The sequence below is a fragment of the Microbulbifer maximicatervae (SeqCode) genome, assembly GCF_052467225.1.
Genome location: NZ_CP174303.1, coordinates 3,482,608 through 3,500,611 on the forward strand (window position 1 = coordinate 3,482,608; position 18,004 = coordinate 3,500,611).

Consider the following 18,004-nt stretch of genomic DNA (forward strand, 5'->3'; position numbering starts at 1 on the left):
AATATCTTCTCATTCTAACTTAAACGATAGAGATATATCTTATGACTAAAATCATAAAATCAATGACAATGCATCGACAATCGCCCTTATATACAAACCTAAAAACTAACCCAGCCTATTAATCAGCAACCACCCGCATAGCGGGTGGTATGGTGAAAGCCCCCAGAGGGGGCTAGTTACAACCCTGCCAGTCGCATCTGCTCTTGGCGGCGCTCTTCAACCTCTTGATTTTTGATGTACTCACACAGTAGCCCCGAGCCCAAAAGTGTCTTCCTGTGAAATTTCTCTGTACATGCTTGTACTTCCGAAATATCTGGATCGCAGATTTCCCTTTCAGAAACCCAATCGTATTGGAAACACTGAACTTCGGAAGAATCATTAACAACATATGGATGTGATCCTTCATTGCGTACTCCTCGACCAACTCAATGCCCTTTTGACGACATAAGTCTCGACATATTGCTCCAATCTCCCGCCTTAATGTCCCAAATAACGCTTTCTTTCGATACTTGGGCACAAACACCACGTGGTACCTGCAATAATGTTTCACGTAAGCTTGGCACTGCCAATCTCGCATATGGCCCCCTTATAGAACTTGCCGGTTCATGGAGGCCATATTTTTACTCTGCACGCCGGAACGGCAGAGCCCTGTCAAGTCTCACCGCCAGAGGCGGTGGTTTACCTAACTGTTAATTAACATACAACCAAAGAGCATATCCAGATTAAAAACTTAGTTAATCACGATTTGCTTTTTAGGAAACCGTATAACACCGTCGCTTTCCCATCGATAACTGCCTTCCACCTCCAGATTCTTTAGCTGAACCCCGTCAGGCATATTGATTCCTTTAATAAATCTGCCCGAATAATCCCAAAACCCCATATGACAAGGGTCAAATAAACCTTGCAACGATATATCTCCCGCAAATCCTGAAGAATCGTGTAGAAAACACCCTTTATGGGTACTCAGCGGATAATAAACAAAAAAGTCTGGAATACTCCCTTCACTATAGTAGGGACCAGTTGTCAATTTATTATTAGCAACAAGCTCCTTCAAATATTCTTCTGTAGGCCGATAAATTGCTAAAGGCCTACCCTCATATTCATAGATTTGCATCTTGCCTTTAGGGATTGAATAAACACTAACAGTCAAAGGCCCATCCGTTGCAGCAGATGGTTTCAAGCTTTCAACAAAGGGGTATAAAGAAAATAGTAAGCCGACACAAACCAACCCCCAGACACACCGAACAAGAATTTTCCTTTTGCTCATCGCAATTCCCTAAGATGCACTACCTAATTTTGCCTCAGCCACCCAGCTCAATAATGAACATTAAAGGTGGCAAGTTACGCAAGCCGAAGCCCCATAATACAACTTAAGAGTCAGGAGAGAACTAACAAAATTACCTGCGACAATCTGGATTAGCGCAGGGTAACAGAGCTAAAACCGATTAATAGCTGATGCAGATACCCCAAAATAAAAAAAGGCCCCAAATGGAGCCTTCTCGAACTCAACAAGCTCAGCAATTATGCATTTAGAGCTTTAAACTCGCGTCTACGGCGGTGCAGAACCGGCTCGGTATAACCATTCGGCTGGGCACAACCTTCGAATACCAGCTCACAAGCAGCCTGGAAGGCAACGCTCTTATCAAAGTTCGGTGCCATATCGTTATAATTGAAGTCGCCGGCATTCTGGCGGTCTACCACAGCAGCCATACGCTCCATGGTTTCACGCACTTGCTTTTCGCTAACGATACCGTGCTTGAGCCAGTTGGCGATATGCTGAGAGGAAATTCTCAGGGTTGCACGGTCTTCCATCAGGCCGACATCATTGATATCCGGCACCTTGGAGCAACCCACGCCCTGCTCTACCCAGCGTACTACATAGCCGAGAATACCTTGGGCATTGTTGTCCAACTCAAGCTGGATATCTTTAGCACTCCAGTTAGTTTCAGCCGCTACCGGAACCGTTAAAATATCTTCCAGCTTAGCGTGATGGCGATGTTGAATCTCTTCCTGGCGGCGATTCACATCCACTTTGTGGTAGTGCAAGGCGTGCAAGGTAGCAGCCGTGGGCGACGGTACCCACGCCGTATTGGCACCGGCCATTGGGTGGGCCAACTTAGCGTGCATCATGGCTGACATCTGGTCTGGAATTGGCCACATGCCTTTACCAATTTGCGCTCTGCCCTTCAGGCCACTGTTCAGGCCAACATCCACATTCCATTCTTCGTAGGCGTTAATCCATGTGGATTGCTTCATATCACCCTTGCGAATCATGGGGCCCGCAAGCATGGAAGTATGGATCTCGTCACCGGTGCGATCGAGGAAGCCAGTATTAATAAAGACTACACGCTCTTTCGCTTCGGCAATACAGGCTTTGAGGTTCACAGTGGTGCGACGCTCTTCGTCCATAATGCCCATTTTTACTGTGTAACGGGGCAGATCGAGCGCATCTTCGATTCGGTTAAACAGAGTATTGGCGAAAGCCACTTCCTCTGGGCCGTGCATCTTCGGTTTTACGATATAGATGCTGCCTTCACGGGAATTCTTGATCGGGCTCTCACCACGGAGGTCATGCAAAGCGATCAAGCTGGTGATCATGCCGTCGAGAATCCCTTCGGGGATTTCCTGGCCATCGCCGAACAGCACTGCATCGTTGGTCATCAGGTGGCCGACGTTGCGCACAAACATCAGGCTGCGCCCCGGTAAGGTAACCTGGTTGCCGTTCGGGGAGGTGTACTCACGATCTGCATTGAGCTTGCGCTCAAAGGACTTACCGCCTTTGCTAATGGTTTCCTTCAGGTCGCCTTTCATCAGACCGAGCCAGTTGCGGTAAACCACTACCTTATCTTCAGCATCGACAGCCGCTACCGAATCCTCGCAATCCATAATGGTGGTCAGCGCGGATTCCATTAGCACATCTTTAACACCGGCATCATCGGTTTTGCCGATGGGGCTCTCGCGATCCACCTGGATCTCAAAGTGCAAACCGTGCTGCTTCAGCAGGATGCTGGAAGGCTCTTCGCTGTCACCCAAATAACCAACAAACTGCTTGGCATCTTTCAAGGTGGCGATGTCGCCATTAGCCTGTACCACTTCCAGCAGCGAGCCATTGATGCGGTATTGCACCGCCTCAGCGTGACTGCCACAGGTAAGCGGGGCAGACTGATCGAGGAAGTTGCGTGCATATTCGATCACTTTAGCGCCGCGAACCGGGTTGTATTCCGTACTTTTTTCCGCGCCACCCTCTTCACTGATCACATCTGTACCGTACAGTGCGTCGTAAAGGCTGCCCCAGCGCGCGTTTGCCGCATTGAGCGCATAGCGTGCATTCATTACCGGCACTACCAGCTGAGGTCCCGCCAGGATGGCGATCTCTTCATCGACATTTTCGGTAGTTGCGCTGAATTCAGCAGGCTCGTCGGCGAGGTAGCCGATCTCTCGCAGGAAAGTCTGGTAGCCTTCCAGATCGCGGAAACCTTCAGGGTTGTCCGTGTGCCAGCGATCCAGGGTCTCCTGCAGTTCATCGCGTTTTTCCAGCAAGGCGCGGTTTACCGGAGCCAGATCGTGGACAATAGATTCCAATTTGGCCCAGAAAGCTTCGGCGCTAACTCCAGTTCCTGGAATCACCTCCTCGCAAACCAGGTTGTAAAGTTCTGGTGCGATTTGCAGATCGCCGATTTGGACTCGTTCCGTCATACCCAGGGCCTCTCATCAGATTGTTGGAATAGCGGCATTCTAAACAGCCATTTCCACATACCGCTAATTTATAGACACAATTCCCACTATTCATAGATCGAATTTTTATGACAAAGCAGTTGATGTGTGTTTGCCCGGACAGAACCGCGCAGACACAGCGCCCACCGGCAACATCGTTACAAAGCGCGGCCAATATCGAGAATTAAACGGCGCAGCCAGCGGTGCGGGGCGCTCTGCTGCAACAGCGGGCTCCAAGCCATTTTTAACTCCAAGTTGGGAATATCCAGGGGCGGATCACGCCTCACCACACGGGGATTATCACTGGCCAATTGGGCCAAGCGAGTGGGCACCGTTACGATTAGATCGCTCTGTTCAGCCAGCAGCATAGCTACCTGGTAGTGACGGGTGAAAACGGAGATATCCCGCTTCTCCCCCAAACGACCTATGGCCTCATCCACCCAGCCCAAGCGCTGTACATCTTCCGGGTTAACCCCGACACCCACCCCCATACCGGTCTTGCTCACCCAGATATGCTGGGCTTCCAGATAACTCTGCAGATTGTAATCCCGGAGTATCGGGTTATCGGCGCGCATCACACAGGAGAAGCTATCGCGCCATACGGTGGCCTGGTGAAAGCTCTGCGGCATACTGTCAAAGCGGTTGATCACCATATCCACCTTGCCCTGCTCTACATCCACAAAGCTCACATCACTGGGCGTCATGATATCCAAGCTGATACCCGGGGCGTCATCCCGCAGTTGCTTTAGCAGCGGCGGAATCAAAGTGGACTCGGCGTAGTCACTGGCCATGATGCGGAAAGTGCGGCGGGTATTGGCGGGGTCAAAATCCCGATTTGGCTGGATAACCCGATCAATGGAAGAGAGTGCTTCGCGCACCATCGGCTGCAATTCCAAAGCCCTTTCCGTGGGCATCATGCCCTCACGGGTGCGCACCAGCAACGGATCGTCAAACAGTTCCCGCAGGCGCTTCAGGCCATTACTCATGGCCGGCTGGGACAGCCCCAGGTAATTGGCTGCACGGGTCACATTGCGTTCGCGCAGCAGCACATCGAGGTAAACCAGCAGGTTCAGGTCAGCTCTTTCCAGTTGCATACATCTATTCGCCAAATCGATAGTGAAAATAAAATCAATAAATTAGGCAAATTATGCCACTCCTCCTAAGATACTCAACACCTAATCGCAGTCACCGTTTAAGGATTTACAGTCATGTCCACTTACACTCAAGACATCGACGCGGTAGCAAAGCTCCGTGAAAGTCATGGCAGCTCCTGGGACGCCATCGATCCCGAATCTGTTGCCCGTATGCGTGCCCAGAACAAATTCAAGCACGGCCTGGATATCGCCAAGTACACCGCTGATATCATGCGCGCCGACATGGAAAACTACGACAAGGACACGTCCAAGTACACCCAGTCCCTGGGTTGCTGGCACGGTTTCATCGGTCAGCAGAAGATGATTTCTATTAAGAAGCACTTCGAAGGCAACACTGACCGCCGCTACCTGTACCTGTCCGGCTGGATGGTTGCCGCTCTGCGCAGCGAATTCGGTCCTCTGCCCGACCAGTCCATGCACGAAAAAACTTCCGTAGCTGCTCTGATCGAAGAGCTCTACACCTTCCTGCGCCAGGCTGATGCCCGCGAACTGAACGACCTGTTCCGCGAAGTGGACGCCGCTCGCGAAGCTGGCGATAAAGAAGCTGAGAAAGCTGCCCAGGACAAGATCGACAACCACAAGACTCACATTGTACCGATCATCGCCGACATCGATGCAGGTTTTGGTAACGCCGAAGCAACTTACCTGCTGGCCAAGAAAATGATCGAAGCGGGTGCTTGCTGTATCCAAATCGAAAACCAGGTTTCTGACGAGAAGCAGTGTGGTCACCAGGACGGTAAAGTAACCGTTCCTCACGAAGACTTCCTGGCCAAGATCCGCGCAGTTCGCTACGCGTTCCTGGAACTGGGCGTAGACAACGGCGTTATCGTTGCCCGTACCGACTCCCTGGGCGCTGGCCTGACCAAGCAAATCGCTGTAACCAATAAGCCGGGTGACCTGGGTGACCAGTACAACTCCTTCCTGGATTGCGAAGAAATCGATGCTTCCGAGCTGGCCAACGGCGACGTAATCATCAACCGCGAAGGCAAGCTGCTGCGTCCTAAGCGTCTGGCTTCCAACCTGTTCCAGTTCCGCAAGGGCACTGGCGAAGCGCGCTGCATCCTGGACAGCATCACCTCTTTGCAGAACGGTGCAGACCTGATCTGGATCGAAACCGAGAAGCCTCACGTTCGCCAGATCGGCGGCATGATGGACGAAATCCGCAAAGTCGTTCCCGATGCGAAGCTGGTTTACAACAACAGCCCGTCCTTCAACTGGACCCTGAACTTCCGTCAGCAGGTATTCGATGCTTGGTCCGAAGAAGGTAAAGACGTATCCGCATACGACCGCGCCAACCTGATGAGCGCCGAGTACGACGACTCTGAGCTGTCTGCAGCGGCCGACGAGAAGATCCGTACCTTCCAGGCCGACGCGGCTCGCGAAGCTGGTATCTTCCACCACCTGATCACTCTGCCGACTTACCACACTGCGGCCCTGTCTACCGACAACCTGGCCAAAGAGTACTTCGGTGAGCAAGGTATGCTGGGCTATGTGAAAGGCGTACAGCGCAAAGAGATCCGCCAGAGCATCGCCTGTGTTAAGCACCAGAACATGGCTGGTTCCGACATCGGCGACGACCACAAAGAATACTTTGCTGGTGACGCTGCCCTGAAGGCTGGTGGTAAAGACAACACCATGAACCAGTTCGGTTAATCGACCGGTACGGTTTCAGTAAATTTGAGGCGGCACTTGCCGCCTCTTTTTTTGAACCCATTGGGTTCATCTCAAAGCACCGCAAGTTTGCCTACGCTTTGATCTCTGCAATTTTTATTACTTGGGCCGCTACTGCGGCCCTTTTTTATTTCGAAACTGAACTACCCCGGTTCTTTCCCTCGCAAAGACAACTCCTCGGCTAGCCTTAAAGCACCCTCGTTGAAATTCGCGCATCATGAGCGATCAAAATTTAATTCTGATATTCAATTGCGGCAGCTCGTCAGTGAAGTTTTCCGTGCTGGACCCAGATTCGGGTGCAGAACATCTTGCCGGTATCGCGGAAGCCCTTGGCACCCCCAAAGCCAAACTGAAGTGGCACTATCAAGGAACAGAAGACTCCCATAGGCTCGCGCTGGATAGCGATCACGCGGCGGTAATTAATGAGCTGGTAACACAGTTTGACCAGGCCTGGTCAGAGTTACAGGACGGGTTAAAAGCAATAGGTCACCGAGTTGTCCATGGCGGCGAACATTTCTCCAGCTCCGTTCTGATCAATCAGAAGGTGATGGCCTGTATCGAAGAGTGCTGTGATTTGGCCCCTTTGCATAACCCCGCTGCTCTCAAGGGGATCTACGCCGCCCTCGATGCATTCCCCCAACTCCCCCAAGTCGCCGTTTTTGATACCGCCTTTCATCAGCAAATGCCGAAGTATGCGTATCTATACGGGCTCCCCTACCCACTGTACGAAGAGCACAAGATCCGCCGCTATGGTATGCATGGCAGTAGCTATCAGTACGTTAGCCAACGGTGCGCCGAGCTAATGGGAAAACAGACGACTGAACTCAATATCATTGCTGCCCACCTCGGTGGCGGCGCCTCTATTTGCGCCATCAAACAGGGGCGCAGTGTTGATACGAGCATGGGGCTTACACCTCTTGAAGGACTGGTAATGGGGAGTCGCTGCGGCGATCTGGACCCGGGAATACTCCTCTACTTACAGCAAGCGCTGGGATATACCCAAGCCTCACTAGAGCAGCTACTAAATAGAGAAAGCGGTATGTTGGGCATATCCACCCTGAGCAGTGATTGCCGCGCACTGGAGCAAGCTGCCGAGAAAGATCATCAGGGAGCCAAACTCGCCCTGGAAATATTCTGTTACCGCCTGGCCAAATATATTGCTGCTTACATCATCCCCTTGGGTAGCGTCGATGCTTTGGTATTCACAGGCGGTATCGGGGAGAACTCCTCCGGGGTGCGAAGCCGGACCATCGAATGGCTCAAACCCTTAGGCTACCAGCTCAACCCCGAAGCCAATCAGAAAACCAAGTCGCAAGTAGAGGGCTTAATCTCTGCGCAGGAAACTCCCAACATCCTGGTAATCCCCACTAAGGAAGACTGGATTATTGCTCGGGATACATCGCGCTTGGTGCAGTCTTAAACATGCTGCGACACAGCAATGCCAGAACCCTAATGCTGGTTCCTCTGGAAGCGGGAGCCGGCATCACCTCTGTAAGCCTGGGTTTAATTCGGGCGCTAGACCGAAAAAGTATTGAGCTTCAATTTTTTAAGCCCGTCGCCGAGCCCCCGCCACCAGACGGCACTATAGAGCGCACCACTGAAATCTTGCGACAAACATCCAACCTAGCCATCCCCAGCTCACTGAGTGCCGAATATGCGGACTCGATGGTATCTACCGGAAAAATGGCGGATTTACTGGAAGAGATTCTCGCCCGTTTCAGACGAATCTCGGCGAAGGCTGAGGTTAACGTGATCGAAGGCGTGCTACCCAGCCGCGACAACCCCGTGACTAACCAACTGAATTATCAAATTGCCAAAACCCTTGATGCGGAAGTGGTACTCGTCGCCTGCCCATCTCCCGGTGCCAGCGATTCAGTCAAGCAACTTCGCGAGAGACTGGAATTTGCCGTTCGTCTTTATGGCGGCGAGGATGCAAAGCGCGTAGTGGGCTGCATCATCAATAAAGTGGGTCTGCCCGCGGAAATTATGGATACTCCCGGAGCTCATTTAATTGGACTGCATTCACAACTGGAATCTAGCAAAGAAAGCCCCCCTAGCCTGACCCCTGAGATACTTTCAAAGCAGATTCCACTGCGTATTGTCGGTTTTATTCCCTGGAATGCAGAACTGCTTTCCCCCCGTGCACTCGACCTGGCGCGGCACTTTAATGCAAAGGTACTCAATAAAGGGGAGCTGGAAACTCGCAGGTTGCATACCGTCACTTTCTGCTCCCGCTCACTGCCCAATATGTTGAGAAGATTTAAGCCCGGGGCCATGCTGGTAACTTCTGCCGATAGGCCCGATGTGGTTGTGGGCGCATGTTTGGCCGTGATGAATGGAGTCAAAATTGGATGCCTGCTATTAACCGGCGGCTACCATTTGGACAAAGCCATTTTGAAACTGTGCACCCCGGCCATGGAAACAGGCCTACCCATTTTACTGGTGCCTTCCAATACCTGGCACACGGTGATGTCACTGCAGACTTTTAATTTGCGCACCCCATCAGATGACAGAAATCGCGTGGACCGGGTGCAGGAATTTTTCGCCAGTCGCCTGGATGAGGAGTGGGTGGAATCACTGAGCCAACAAAGTGAAATCCCCAAACGCCTTTCACCCCCGGCATTCCGCTACCACCTCACGGAACTGGCCCGGCGCCGCACTATGCGGATTGTCCTACCCGAAGGAACCGAACCCCGCACCATTCGCGCCGCCCAGCTCTGCCTGGAGAGAGAGATTGCACACCCGGTTTTACTGGGCGAAGAAAAAGATATTTTCAAAATTGCTGAGCAGCAGGGGTTAAAGCTCAATAAAAAGTTGGAAATTGTCGATCCCAAGGCGGTGAGGGCACACTATGTGGAGCCCATGGTTGCCCTGCGTAAAAACAAGGGACTTACTCAAGTAGTGGCACTTGAGCAGCTACAGGATAATGTGGTTCTCGGAACCATGATGTTGGCATTGGGTGAAGTGGATGGACTGGTGTCCGGAGCTATTCACACAACAGCCAATACCATTCGGCCCGCCCTGCAACTGATCAAAACCGCCCCGGATGAAGAGCTGGTTTCCTCGATATTTTTTATGCTGCTCCCTGAACAGGTACTGGTCTACGGAGATTGCGCGATCAATCCCGATCCCGATGCACAGCAACTCGCCGCTATAGCCATTCAATCAGCAGATTCCGCAGCGGCATTTGGTATAGAACCCCGAGTCGCAATGATCAGTTACTCCACCGGCACATCCGGCAGCGGCAGCGATGTCGATAAAGTCCGCGAGGCCACCCAGCTGGCCAAACAGAAGAGACCGCAGCTAATTATTGACGGCCCCCTTCAATACGACGCCGCCTTAATCCGCAATGTCGCGGCCCAAAAAGCCCCGCACAGTCCCGTGGCCGGCAGGGCCACAGTTTTTATCTTTCCCGACCTAAATACCGGCAACACTACCTACAAAGCGGTTCAACGCAGCGCTGACTTAGTGAGTATTGGGCCAATGTTACAGGGGTTGCGCAAGCCGGTTAACGACCTATCACGGGGCGCACTCGTGGATGATATTGTGTATACCATTGCCCTCACCGCCATCCAGGCCCAGGGCAAACTTCACTAATTTTATTTACTCCCGGCGCAGGGGCCTGCGCTGGTCGATATACTCTTGTAACGCGGCCGCAACGGTATAGGCTTCCAGCCTGTGCTCATAGGTCTCTGTATGATCGTACCCCATTCGCTGTAAGCAGCGCTGGATATAGTCGGCACTTGAGGATTTATCGTGCCAGACCCGACGACCTTTAAAAATATTGGCCAACACTTTCCACCAACTTTTATCGGCGGAGCGCAAGTGCTGTAAGGCTACCGCTAGCAGGGCTTCCTCATCAGAGAAATCGGTACCCAGTGGATAGTGAGGCAGTTCCGCCAGGCATTTTTCGTCATTGAATACACTGGCGAGGTGTTCAGGTGTGTTTTTATTAAAACTCTCGGGAATCGAAAAGCTTTTTTCTATCTTCCCCGCGTGCTTGGCCTGCTCTAGCAATACAGCTTGAAAGCGGGTATCACAGATACTGAGCATGGCCACCATTACATCCCGGTCTGTTTTACCACGCAAATCGACTGCGCCATATTCCGTCACAACCACATCGCGCAAATGCCGGGGAATGGTCGTGTGAGGATATTCCCACACAATATTACTCTCGCAGATACCATCGCGCATTCGCACACTGGGGAGCGCAATAATGGATCGGGCCCCAGGCAAGTCCCAAGCCTGGGCGACAAAGTTATATTGCCCTCCCACCCCACTCACCACGTGGTTATCCACCAAGGCATCCGAGACAACCGCTCCCCCAAGAGTCACCATCATGGCCGAATTTACAAAGCGCGCATGCTGTCGCTGCGCCAGCTTTAGGTCTCTTTGGGATTGGAGGTCATTGGTAAAACTGATGTCAATCATATCGAGACCTGCACCCTCCTTAGGGTCTAGATCCCGCAACTCTCGATACATAAGTTCCGGCCCCAGATAGAAGCCGCCATGTAACCAGATCCCCCCAGCGATCTTTTTATTCAGGCAACTACCAATTAGACGGCGGCGCCCATGTTCGCTGTGAAGATCACACTCCTCTTCTTCACCATCAGGAGTCAGCAACTTATGGCCCCGCCAACTGTAGCTGGGGTCCACAATGCCAAGCTGCTGTAAAAAATCTGTATCTGCCACGGTTAAAGGGCAACTGATACGGCCAGCATTCTTTAATGCAAGCAGCGTTTCTTCCTGCACAGTATCAGTAATCTGATCGCTATCGAGCAGATGTTGAATTGTCACATCAGCGTAGACTTTGCGGGTCAGAACCCCCGCTCTGCGCAAATGGAGAAAACCGTGGGGCACCATTTCACTGGCCCCATAAAGGCCCCGCTTAAAGGTGCCAGTACATAGAGGCAGTTCCTCTCGGTAGCGCTTAGCATCCTCTTCCACCAAGTCATCCAGAATCCGGCAAAAGAGGGCGTTTTCCTTATGCCTCAAGCGCAGTACATGGCAAACCGCATCTCCCAGGGCGCCGATACCTACTTGAAGGGTTCCTCCATCTTCAACCAGGCTGGCGATATGGTAGGCGATGCTGTATTCGGTAAAGGTTACTGGCAGGGCCGGAGCCGCAAACAGCGGCGTATCAAAAGTTTCGCCTTTCAGCAAAAAGTCAAAAGCACTGGCCGGTAGCTCACTGCTTCCATGGATATAGGGCAGCTGTGTATTTACTTCACCCAATAAAAACAGGGGGTAGTCCTTGCGCTGAGCTGCCAGTTTTAGAACAGGCAGTGTCAGGTCTGGGTTGCAACTTAAACTGTACTTGTCTCCACACTCTGAAGGCGCCACCATTTGCGCAATAACATTAACCCCCCGACTGATCAACTCACCGGGTACCTGGGTATAATTTGCACTTACGTAGTGTTGCTGCGCATAGTTGTTGCCGAGCAGAGAACCGGGCTCCATAAAGAATTCAATAACCTTAATATTACCTGGCAGGTGCCCCTTTCTTCTCGCGGGAACATAGGCAAGATCTTGGTATTGACTGTAATGGGAGTCCAGGAGTGGCTGGATAAAGCGCCGGGAAATGTCGCTGTCACCATGGGGGCGCTCCAGCGTCAGGGCCGTAAATATGGTCAGTGAAATCGTATGATCTTCTGCCGCTCGAGCGTATAGTGTATTGGCGAAGTGGTTTGCCTTACCAAGCCCCAGCGGTAATGCCAGAACAATTTTCTTGCCCACAACTTCTAAGAGCTTATCGACACACTCCTCGGCACTGGTAAAGTTCTCGGGAGAATTCTTGTGCGCAGATTCCATCGGAGGTAGCTTTCCTCAAACCCTATTGGACTGTGCCCGCACACCCGCCCAAGTGCTCAAAGTGATCCACCTGAATTGCCTTCTCCACAGCATCTGCTGCGTCGTAGAGTATCTCGGCCTCTTCATCGCTGATTAGATTTTTCTTTAACCCTTCTTCCACGCTATCCCTGCTCAGCTTACGAATACCGCCTTTTTTTAATTTTTCACGAGCCCGTTCAGATGCGCATACCCGATCAAATGCCTGCTCAACAATATCCACTCCATCCCCGGGAGTTCCTAGAAAGACCCCACTGGTCAGCCGGTCGCGAGTCGCCGACGGTGTCAACAGTAATTCCGCGCAGGCCTTGGCTTGTCGATCCGATGCGGTATGAACACTGTGGCCCCAAGGCATGGTGAGGAAGTGCATTATTTGTCCAATAAATGGCCGGGGGAAATTTTGAAACACCTCCAATAAATTAACTTCGATCTTATGTAACCCATCTCGCATGGCAAATTCCAGCAGGGGGAGGTCATCCTTAGGGTGGCCATCATCATAAAAGCGCTTCAGGGTGCAGCTGAGCAGATACAGCTGACTCAAGACATCGCCCAACCGGGAAGAGATCAATTCTTTTCGCTTGAGTTCTCCCCCCAGGGTCATCAAGGAAAATTCCGTAACCAGAGATAGCACCGCCGAATACCGATTCAGTTGCCGGTAGTACTTGGCAGCGTGCCCTACGTTGCGGGGGCTGCTGGCAAACAAGCCCACCGTCCAGCCGTGAAAAATACCCCGACAGAGGGTTTTGAATTGAAACCACATATGCTTGGGCAGCAACTTATCCAGTTCGTCCAAACCCGCTTCATGATCCGGGTTTTCTGCCGCCAACATTTCCTTCAAAATATAGGGGTGGCAGCGAATTGCGCCCTGACCAAAGATCATCAGGCTGCGAGTGAGAAGATTGGCCCCTTCTACGGTAATTGCTACCGGTATGGCTCGATAGACATTACCCAGATAATTTAATGGGCCGTCCATAATGGCCTTTCCTGCATGAATATCCATTGCATCAATTATGGCCTGGCGTAGACCGCAAGTAGCATTGGCTTTCATAATCGCGGTGATCACCGCTGGCTTTCGCCCCTCATCCAGGGCACGGGTAGTCGTTTTGTGGGCGCTATCCAACACAAAAGCAATAGAAGCAATTTCAGCCAAGCGACGCTGCACACCTTCAAAACGGCCAACAGGTACATTAAATTGCTCTCTAATTCGCGCATAAGCACCGGTCAAACGCGCCGCCATTTTGGCCCCACCGGTAGATAGGGATGGCAGTGAAATTCCTCGGCCTGCGGCAAGGGCACTCATCAGCATCTCCCAACCTTTGCCGACATTCTCCTCCCCGCCAATAATCCAATCCATCGGCATAAAAACATCTTTTCCCCAGTTGGGCCCATTCTGAAATGCCTGCAGGGCTGGGAGATGCCTCTGACCAATGGAAACCCCCGGTGTATCCGTGGGCACCAGGGCAACCGTAATACCCAGCTCTTCTTCATCGCCGAGAATATGGTCGGGATCATAGAGCTTGAAAGCCAAACCTAGCACCGTAGCTATCGGGCCCAAGGTGATATAGCGCTTGTGCCAATTAACGCGCATACCGAGGACCTTTTCGCCTTGATACTCGCCGTAACAGACTACGCCATTGTCAATCATGGATGCCGCATCAGATCCGGCCTCCGGACTGGTCAGCGCAAAGCAGGGAATATCAGTGCCATCTGCCAGACGCGGCAAGTAGTAATCTTTTTGCTCTTGCGTACCGTGAGCCAGTAGCAGCTCTCCCGGGCCCAATGAGTTAGGCACCATTACTGTGACACCCACACAGGTACTGCGGGTGGTAATTTTGGTCACTATCTCCGCATGAGCTGTCGGAGAAAAGCCAAGGCCGCCATATTTCTTGGGAATAATAATGCCAAAAAAGCGATTTTTCCGAAGGAAATCCCAAACATGCTCCGGAATATTGCGATCCACATAGCTAATTTGCCAATCGTTGATCATTCGGCACAGCTCTTCGACTGGCCCCTCCAGGAAAGCCTGCTCCTCTTCATTGAGCGCAGGTGGACCCATCCCCAACAATTGATCCCAATGTGGTTTACCTGACAATAACTCAGCGTCCCACCAAACCTCACCCGCTTCCATCGCCTCCCTTTCTGTTTCAGAAATTGGCGGAAGTACTCGTTTAATAATTTTTAAAAGAGGCGCGGTAAAGAATTTTTTGCGCAATTCGCTCATTTTCACCTTCCATAGCGGCAGCCGTTGCAACAAACGCTGCCAATTCCCGCAGGGTCGAGAGAGTCATCAATGCACAATAATAGGAGACGTTTGATTGCAGGTAAGAATTCACAGAAGAAATCCATGCCCCTACCCGGATAGACATTTTATTTTTCAACAAAACCGGCGTTGTTTTTTTTAGGGCCATTGAAAAGTTATTGAGATTAGCTTTTTCTCACTCCGTCCACAGCAATTCGTATTGTGAGACTCCCTCACCCCCTTTCAATTAAATAACCATTTTTCCAGAGACTTAGCCTTATAACTTTTTGAAAGGGAAAGAAAAATAAACAAGGATTTTGACATGAAGCGATTAACGGCAATATCTCTCACCAGCATCAGCCTGATGCTCTCTTCATTAATTTACGCCGATCTTATCGGCGAAGAACCACGCTTAGACCCTGCAGATAGGATTAGCCAGGATGAAATTTCCCAAGGACAGCTTCACCTAGACGAAATACGTGAAGCGGGGATGATTATTTTCAGCACGCCTTTCAATCGTTACGACGGTTTTGGTGATGGCCCCCACGATTTTTCTGAACCGGACAACCACTCCCCCACCGGAGGTAACAGGCCCACCCTGCAAGGGAATGGCACATTTTTGCGGGTCAATGGCCTCGATGCGCAAAACTGCCTGGAGTGCCATACCGTCATCAGCAATCGAACAACGCCTCCCAGATTGGGCATTGGCGGAGGTGGAGGGTTCGGAACCAGCGTATTATTCCGCCCCGCCAATATCGATGTTATCGATGAAAACTTTGACGGTATCGCAGAGTTTGATGGGCGGCTGATTAATCCGGTATTTTTATTTGGCGCCGGGGGGATTGAATTGGTTGGCCGTGAGATGACCCATGAATTACAAAATCTTAAACAACACGCCCTCAATAACCCCGGCACCATCGTTGAATTGGAAACAAAATCAGTCAGTTTTGGGAGCATCATTGCCGACGAGTACGGCAATTTGGATACAACCAATGTCGAAGGCGTCGAGCACGATTTGGTTGTCAGGCCATTTGGTCGAAAAGGTGACAACGCCTCAGTCAGGGAGTTCGATGTCTCCGCCCTGGCATTTCATATGGGGATGCAGGCCTCGGAAGCCTTTGGCGGAGCAACAGCAGATGCTGATAATGACGGAGTCGTCAATGAAATCACCGTTGGGGACTTATCCGCACTGAGTATCTTTATTACCACCCTGGAACCACCATTCGATGTCGATGACAGAGAACACCGTGACGGCCGGAGGCTTTTCTCCGATATTGGCTGCGCCGACTGCCACCGCCCAACGATGGTCACCCAGAGAAGGACCCTCCCTTATAAACTTACCGGCTCTCCAGAAACTCCCTTTGAAGACATTTTTTACGAAGTGGACCTCACCAAGCAACCGACAAATTTTCGCCAAACCCGCAATGGCGGAATAGAGGTCGCAATGTTCTCTGATCTCAAGCGCCACGATATGGGCGAGGGGCTGGCTGAGAACGCCTTCTTCCAAACGGACCAGCAAAACCGTGAGTTTATTACCGCACGCCTTTGGGGAGTGGCCGATACCGCGCCCTATTTACACGACGGCAGAGCCACTACGTTGGCAGAAGCCATTTTTCTCCACGACAACCCCGGAAGCGAGGCCAGTAACGCAGCACAGAATTTCAAGTATTTAAGTGAAAATGATCAGAATAAGATCTTGGCATTTTTGATGTCCCTGAGAATGCCGGAGAACCCCGCTGATGATCTAATTGATCCCCGCTGAGTTGATTCTCAACAACTGGCAGCGCTTTTGGGCTGCCAGTTTCCAGACCTAATGGACTTACTGGCGTTTTTAGGTCAGTGCCTTACCCGCCACAATTACACCGTTGTTATCCGCGTAGAGGTACTCCCCCGGGCGGAAATCCACACCGGCAAAGCTAACCGCCAGGCCTCTTTCACCAATTCCCTTTTTTTCTGTTTTCATTGGATGGCTACCAAGTGCCTGCACCCCCAGATCCAGTTCCGCGATTTCATCTACATCGCGAATGCAGCCATACATCAGGATACCTTCCCAACCGTTGGCAACCGCCTTTTCTGCCAGCATATCGCCAAGACAAGCCCGCCGCATAGATCCACCGGCATCCACTACCAAAACCTTGCCCTGCCCCGGTTCAGCCACCAGTTCTCGCACCAGGGAGTTATCTTCAAAACATTTGATAGTGACAATCTGCCCACCAAAACGATCTCGGCCACCGTAATTGATAAACATAGGATCAACTACTCGCACCTCATCAGGGTAGGCATCACATAAATCGGGGGTTGACTTGAGCATCAATATTCTCGCAGCAATCTATGGAAGAGAAGGATAATAGCGGGAAAAAAGTAGAAGAGCTAAGAGGCAAATAAATACCGGGTATCACCACGATGGATAATACCCGGCCAAGCCTTCGCTGCCACGAAATTGAAACTAGTGTGTTACACGAACCGGCGTGCCTACACGCACATGCTGATAGAACTTTCTCGCCATATGTGGGGGCATACGCACACAGCCATGAGAAGCGGGGTAGCCGGGCACGTGGCCAGAGGCATGCAGACCGATACCGCCATTAAAACGAATGTAGTTATTCATTTTTGCTCCACGATACACAGTACCCGCAGGGCGACGATGCTTTCGAGTATTTACATTCGATCTCACGACTCTGCCAGTGCGTCTATCAACAAAACTGCCATAAATAGACGAGCGGTGATAAGGGTGTTTGGACAACACACGAAAATGTCCGGGGCGTGTGCTATAACCGCGCTTCCCCGAAGAAATACGGGAGACACCAACTAATTTCCCACCTTTATACAGATATGCGCGCTGCTCACTTAAATCAATTCTAATTGATGGACTACCACCCCTGGCTGCGGCGCGATCATCAAACCAATTAGATGCGCGTGGCTTTGCATCTGCCGGTGGCGATGCCATTAAAGCCATAAGGCACATCATCAAAAAGACATGAAGTATGGGGATTTGAAACTGTCTACTCGTTTGCATAGCTCACCTCACCGAGTCTGGGTACCCTGCCCTGAATCCAACAGATAAACAGTCTGTCGGTAATTTTCAGGTGCGCGCCAGTGGGGCCAGGGCCCACGGCGAACATTTTTACGGAGCACATTGCGCAATCTGTTTTTCGATTTACACGCAACCTTAAGACTCTTCCGATTCTATTGAGGCGAGCGGAAAGATTTAGAATGAATTCTTCTGTGTGGATCAGCTGATAGAGGTTTGTATTTTTTGGGTAATGTGTCGTTTAAATTTTTCAAACACAATTAGCAGAACAAAATCAGGTGTTTCCGGATTTAACTGCAACAACGGACTCATTTTCCACCAAGGCAAACACCGCTTCAGCAGAAAAAT

13 protein-coding genes are annotated in these 18,004 nt (G+C 51.2%); 4 read left to right on the forward strand and 9 right to left on the reverse strand.

All coding sequences use genetic code 11. The features are described 5' to 3' along the window. Nucleotides 1-172: 172 nt before the first annotated feature. From tnpA to ACJJIZ_RS15260, 4 genes are all read right to left on the reverse strand, one after another. Nucleotides 173-577 carry an IS200/IS605 family transposase gene (gene tnpA, locus ACJJIZ_RS15245; protein ID WP_444913664.1) on the reverse strand — a complete coding sequence of 135 codons (405 nt, stop codon included), beginning with the start codon at nt 575-577 and terminating at the stop codon, nt 173-175. Between the two features lie 153 nt (nt 578-730). Next, nucleotides 731-1,267 (reverse strand): Rieske (2Fe-2S) protein, encoded by a 537-nt coding sequence (locus ACJJIZ_RS15250; RefSeq protein ID WP_444913992.1) that lies wholly within the window; start codon nt 1,265-1,267, stop codon nt 731-733. 254 nt (nt 1,268-1,521) lie between these two features. Beyond that, the gene (locus ACJJIZ_RS15255) at nt 1,522-3,696 is read right to left on the reverse strand and encodes a malate synthase G (protein ID WP_444913993.1); all 2,175 of its coding nucleotides are present in this window, start codon (nt 3,694-3,696) and stop codon (nt 1,522-1,524) included. Nucleotides 3,697-3,872: 176 nt separating this feature from the next. Next, nucleotides 3,873-4,808, reverse strand: coding sequence for a LysR family transcriptional regulator (locus ACJJIZ_RS15260; protein WP_108733532.1), 936 nt, complete (start codon nt 4,806-4,808; stop codon nt 3,873-3,875). A gap of 114 nt (nt 4,809-4,922) precedes the next feature. On the opposite strand from ACJJIZ_RS15260, the gene ACJJIZ_RS15265 reads away from it, so the two are divergent. The 3 genes from ACJJIZ_RS15265 (at nt 4,923) to pta (ending at nt 10,136) form a co-directional block, all read left to right on the forward strand. Next, a complete protein-coding gene (locus ACJJIZ_RS15265) occupies nt 4,923-6,521 on the forward strand; it encodes an isocitrate lyase (RefSeq protein WP_282932507.1) in 1,599 nt (532 codons plus the stop codon). Between the two features lie 235 nt (nt 6,522-6,756). Beyond that, nucleotides 6,757-7,959: an acetate kinase gene (locus ACJJIZ_RS15270; protein ID WP_444913994.1), complete on the forward strand. Its 1,203-nt coding sequence runs from the start codon at nt 6,757-6,759 to the stop codon at nt 7,957-7,959. Between the two features lie 2 nt (nt 7,960-7,961). After that, nucleotides 7,962-10,136: a phosphate acetyltransferase gene (pta, locus tag ACJJIZ_RS15275; RefSeq protein ID WP_444913995.1), complete on the forward strand. Its 2,175-nt coding sequence runs from the start codon at nt 7,962-7,964 to the stop codon at nt 10,134-10,136. 6 nt (nt 10,137-10,142) lie between these two features. Here the strand turns inward: pta and ACJJIZ_RS15280 are convergent, their stop codons facing one another. The 3 genes from ACJJIZ_RS15280 to ACJJIZ_RS15290 are packed head-to-tail and all read right to left on the reverse strand — an operon-like array spanning nt 10,143 to nt 14,794. Continuing rightward, a complete protein-coding gene (locus tag ACJJIZ_RS15280; protein ID WP_444913996.1) occupies nt 10,143-12,350 on the reverse strand; it encodes an acetyl-CoA hydrolase/transferase C-terminal domain-containing protein in 2,208 nt (735 codons plus the stop codon). 22 nt (nt 12,351-12,372) lie between these two features. Beyond that, nucleotides 12,373-14,607 (reverse strand): acyl-CoA dehydrogenase, encoded by a 2,235-nt coding sequence (locus ACJJIZ_RS15285; protein WP_444913997.1) that lies wholly within the window; start codon nt 14,605-14,607, stop codon nt 12,373-12,375. Continuing rightward, nucleotides 14,555-14,794, reverse strand: coding sequence for a hypothetical protein (locus tag ACJJIZ_RS15290; protein WP_444913998.1), 240 nt, complete (start codon nt 14,792-14,794; stop codon nt 14,555-14,557). The genes ACJJIZ_RS15285 and ACJJIZ_RS15290 overlap by 53 nt, the downstream gene beginning before the upstream one ends. Nucleotides 14,795-14,947: 153 nt before the next feature. On the opposite strand from ACJJIZ_RS15290, the gene ACJJIZ_RS15295 reads away from it, so the two are divergent. Then, the gene (locus ACJJIZ_RS15295) at nt 14,948-16,387 is read left to right on the forward strand and encodes a di-heme oxidoredictase family protein (protein WP_444913999.1); all 1,440 of its coding nucleotides are present in this window, start codon (nt 14,948-14,950) and stop codon (nt 16,385-16,387) included. Nucleotides 16,388-16,456: 69 nt separating this feature from the next. Here the strand turns inward: ACJJIZ_RS15295 and rraA are convergent, their stop codons facing one another. Next, entirely contained in the window at nt 16,457-16,936 is a 480-nt protein-coding gene (rraA, locus tag ACJJIZ_RS15300) for a ribonuclease E activity regulator RraA (protein WP_413662263.1), read from the reverse strand. A 135-nt stretch (nt 16,937-17,071) separates the two neighbouring features. Further along, nucleotides 17,072-17,641, reverse strand: coding sequence for a L,D-transpeptidase family protein (locus ACJJIZ_RS15305; RefSeq protein ID WP_444914000.1), 570 nt, complete (start codon nt 17,639-17,641; stop codon nt 17,072-17,074). Nucleotides 17,642-18,004: the final 363 nt, after the last annotated feature.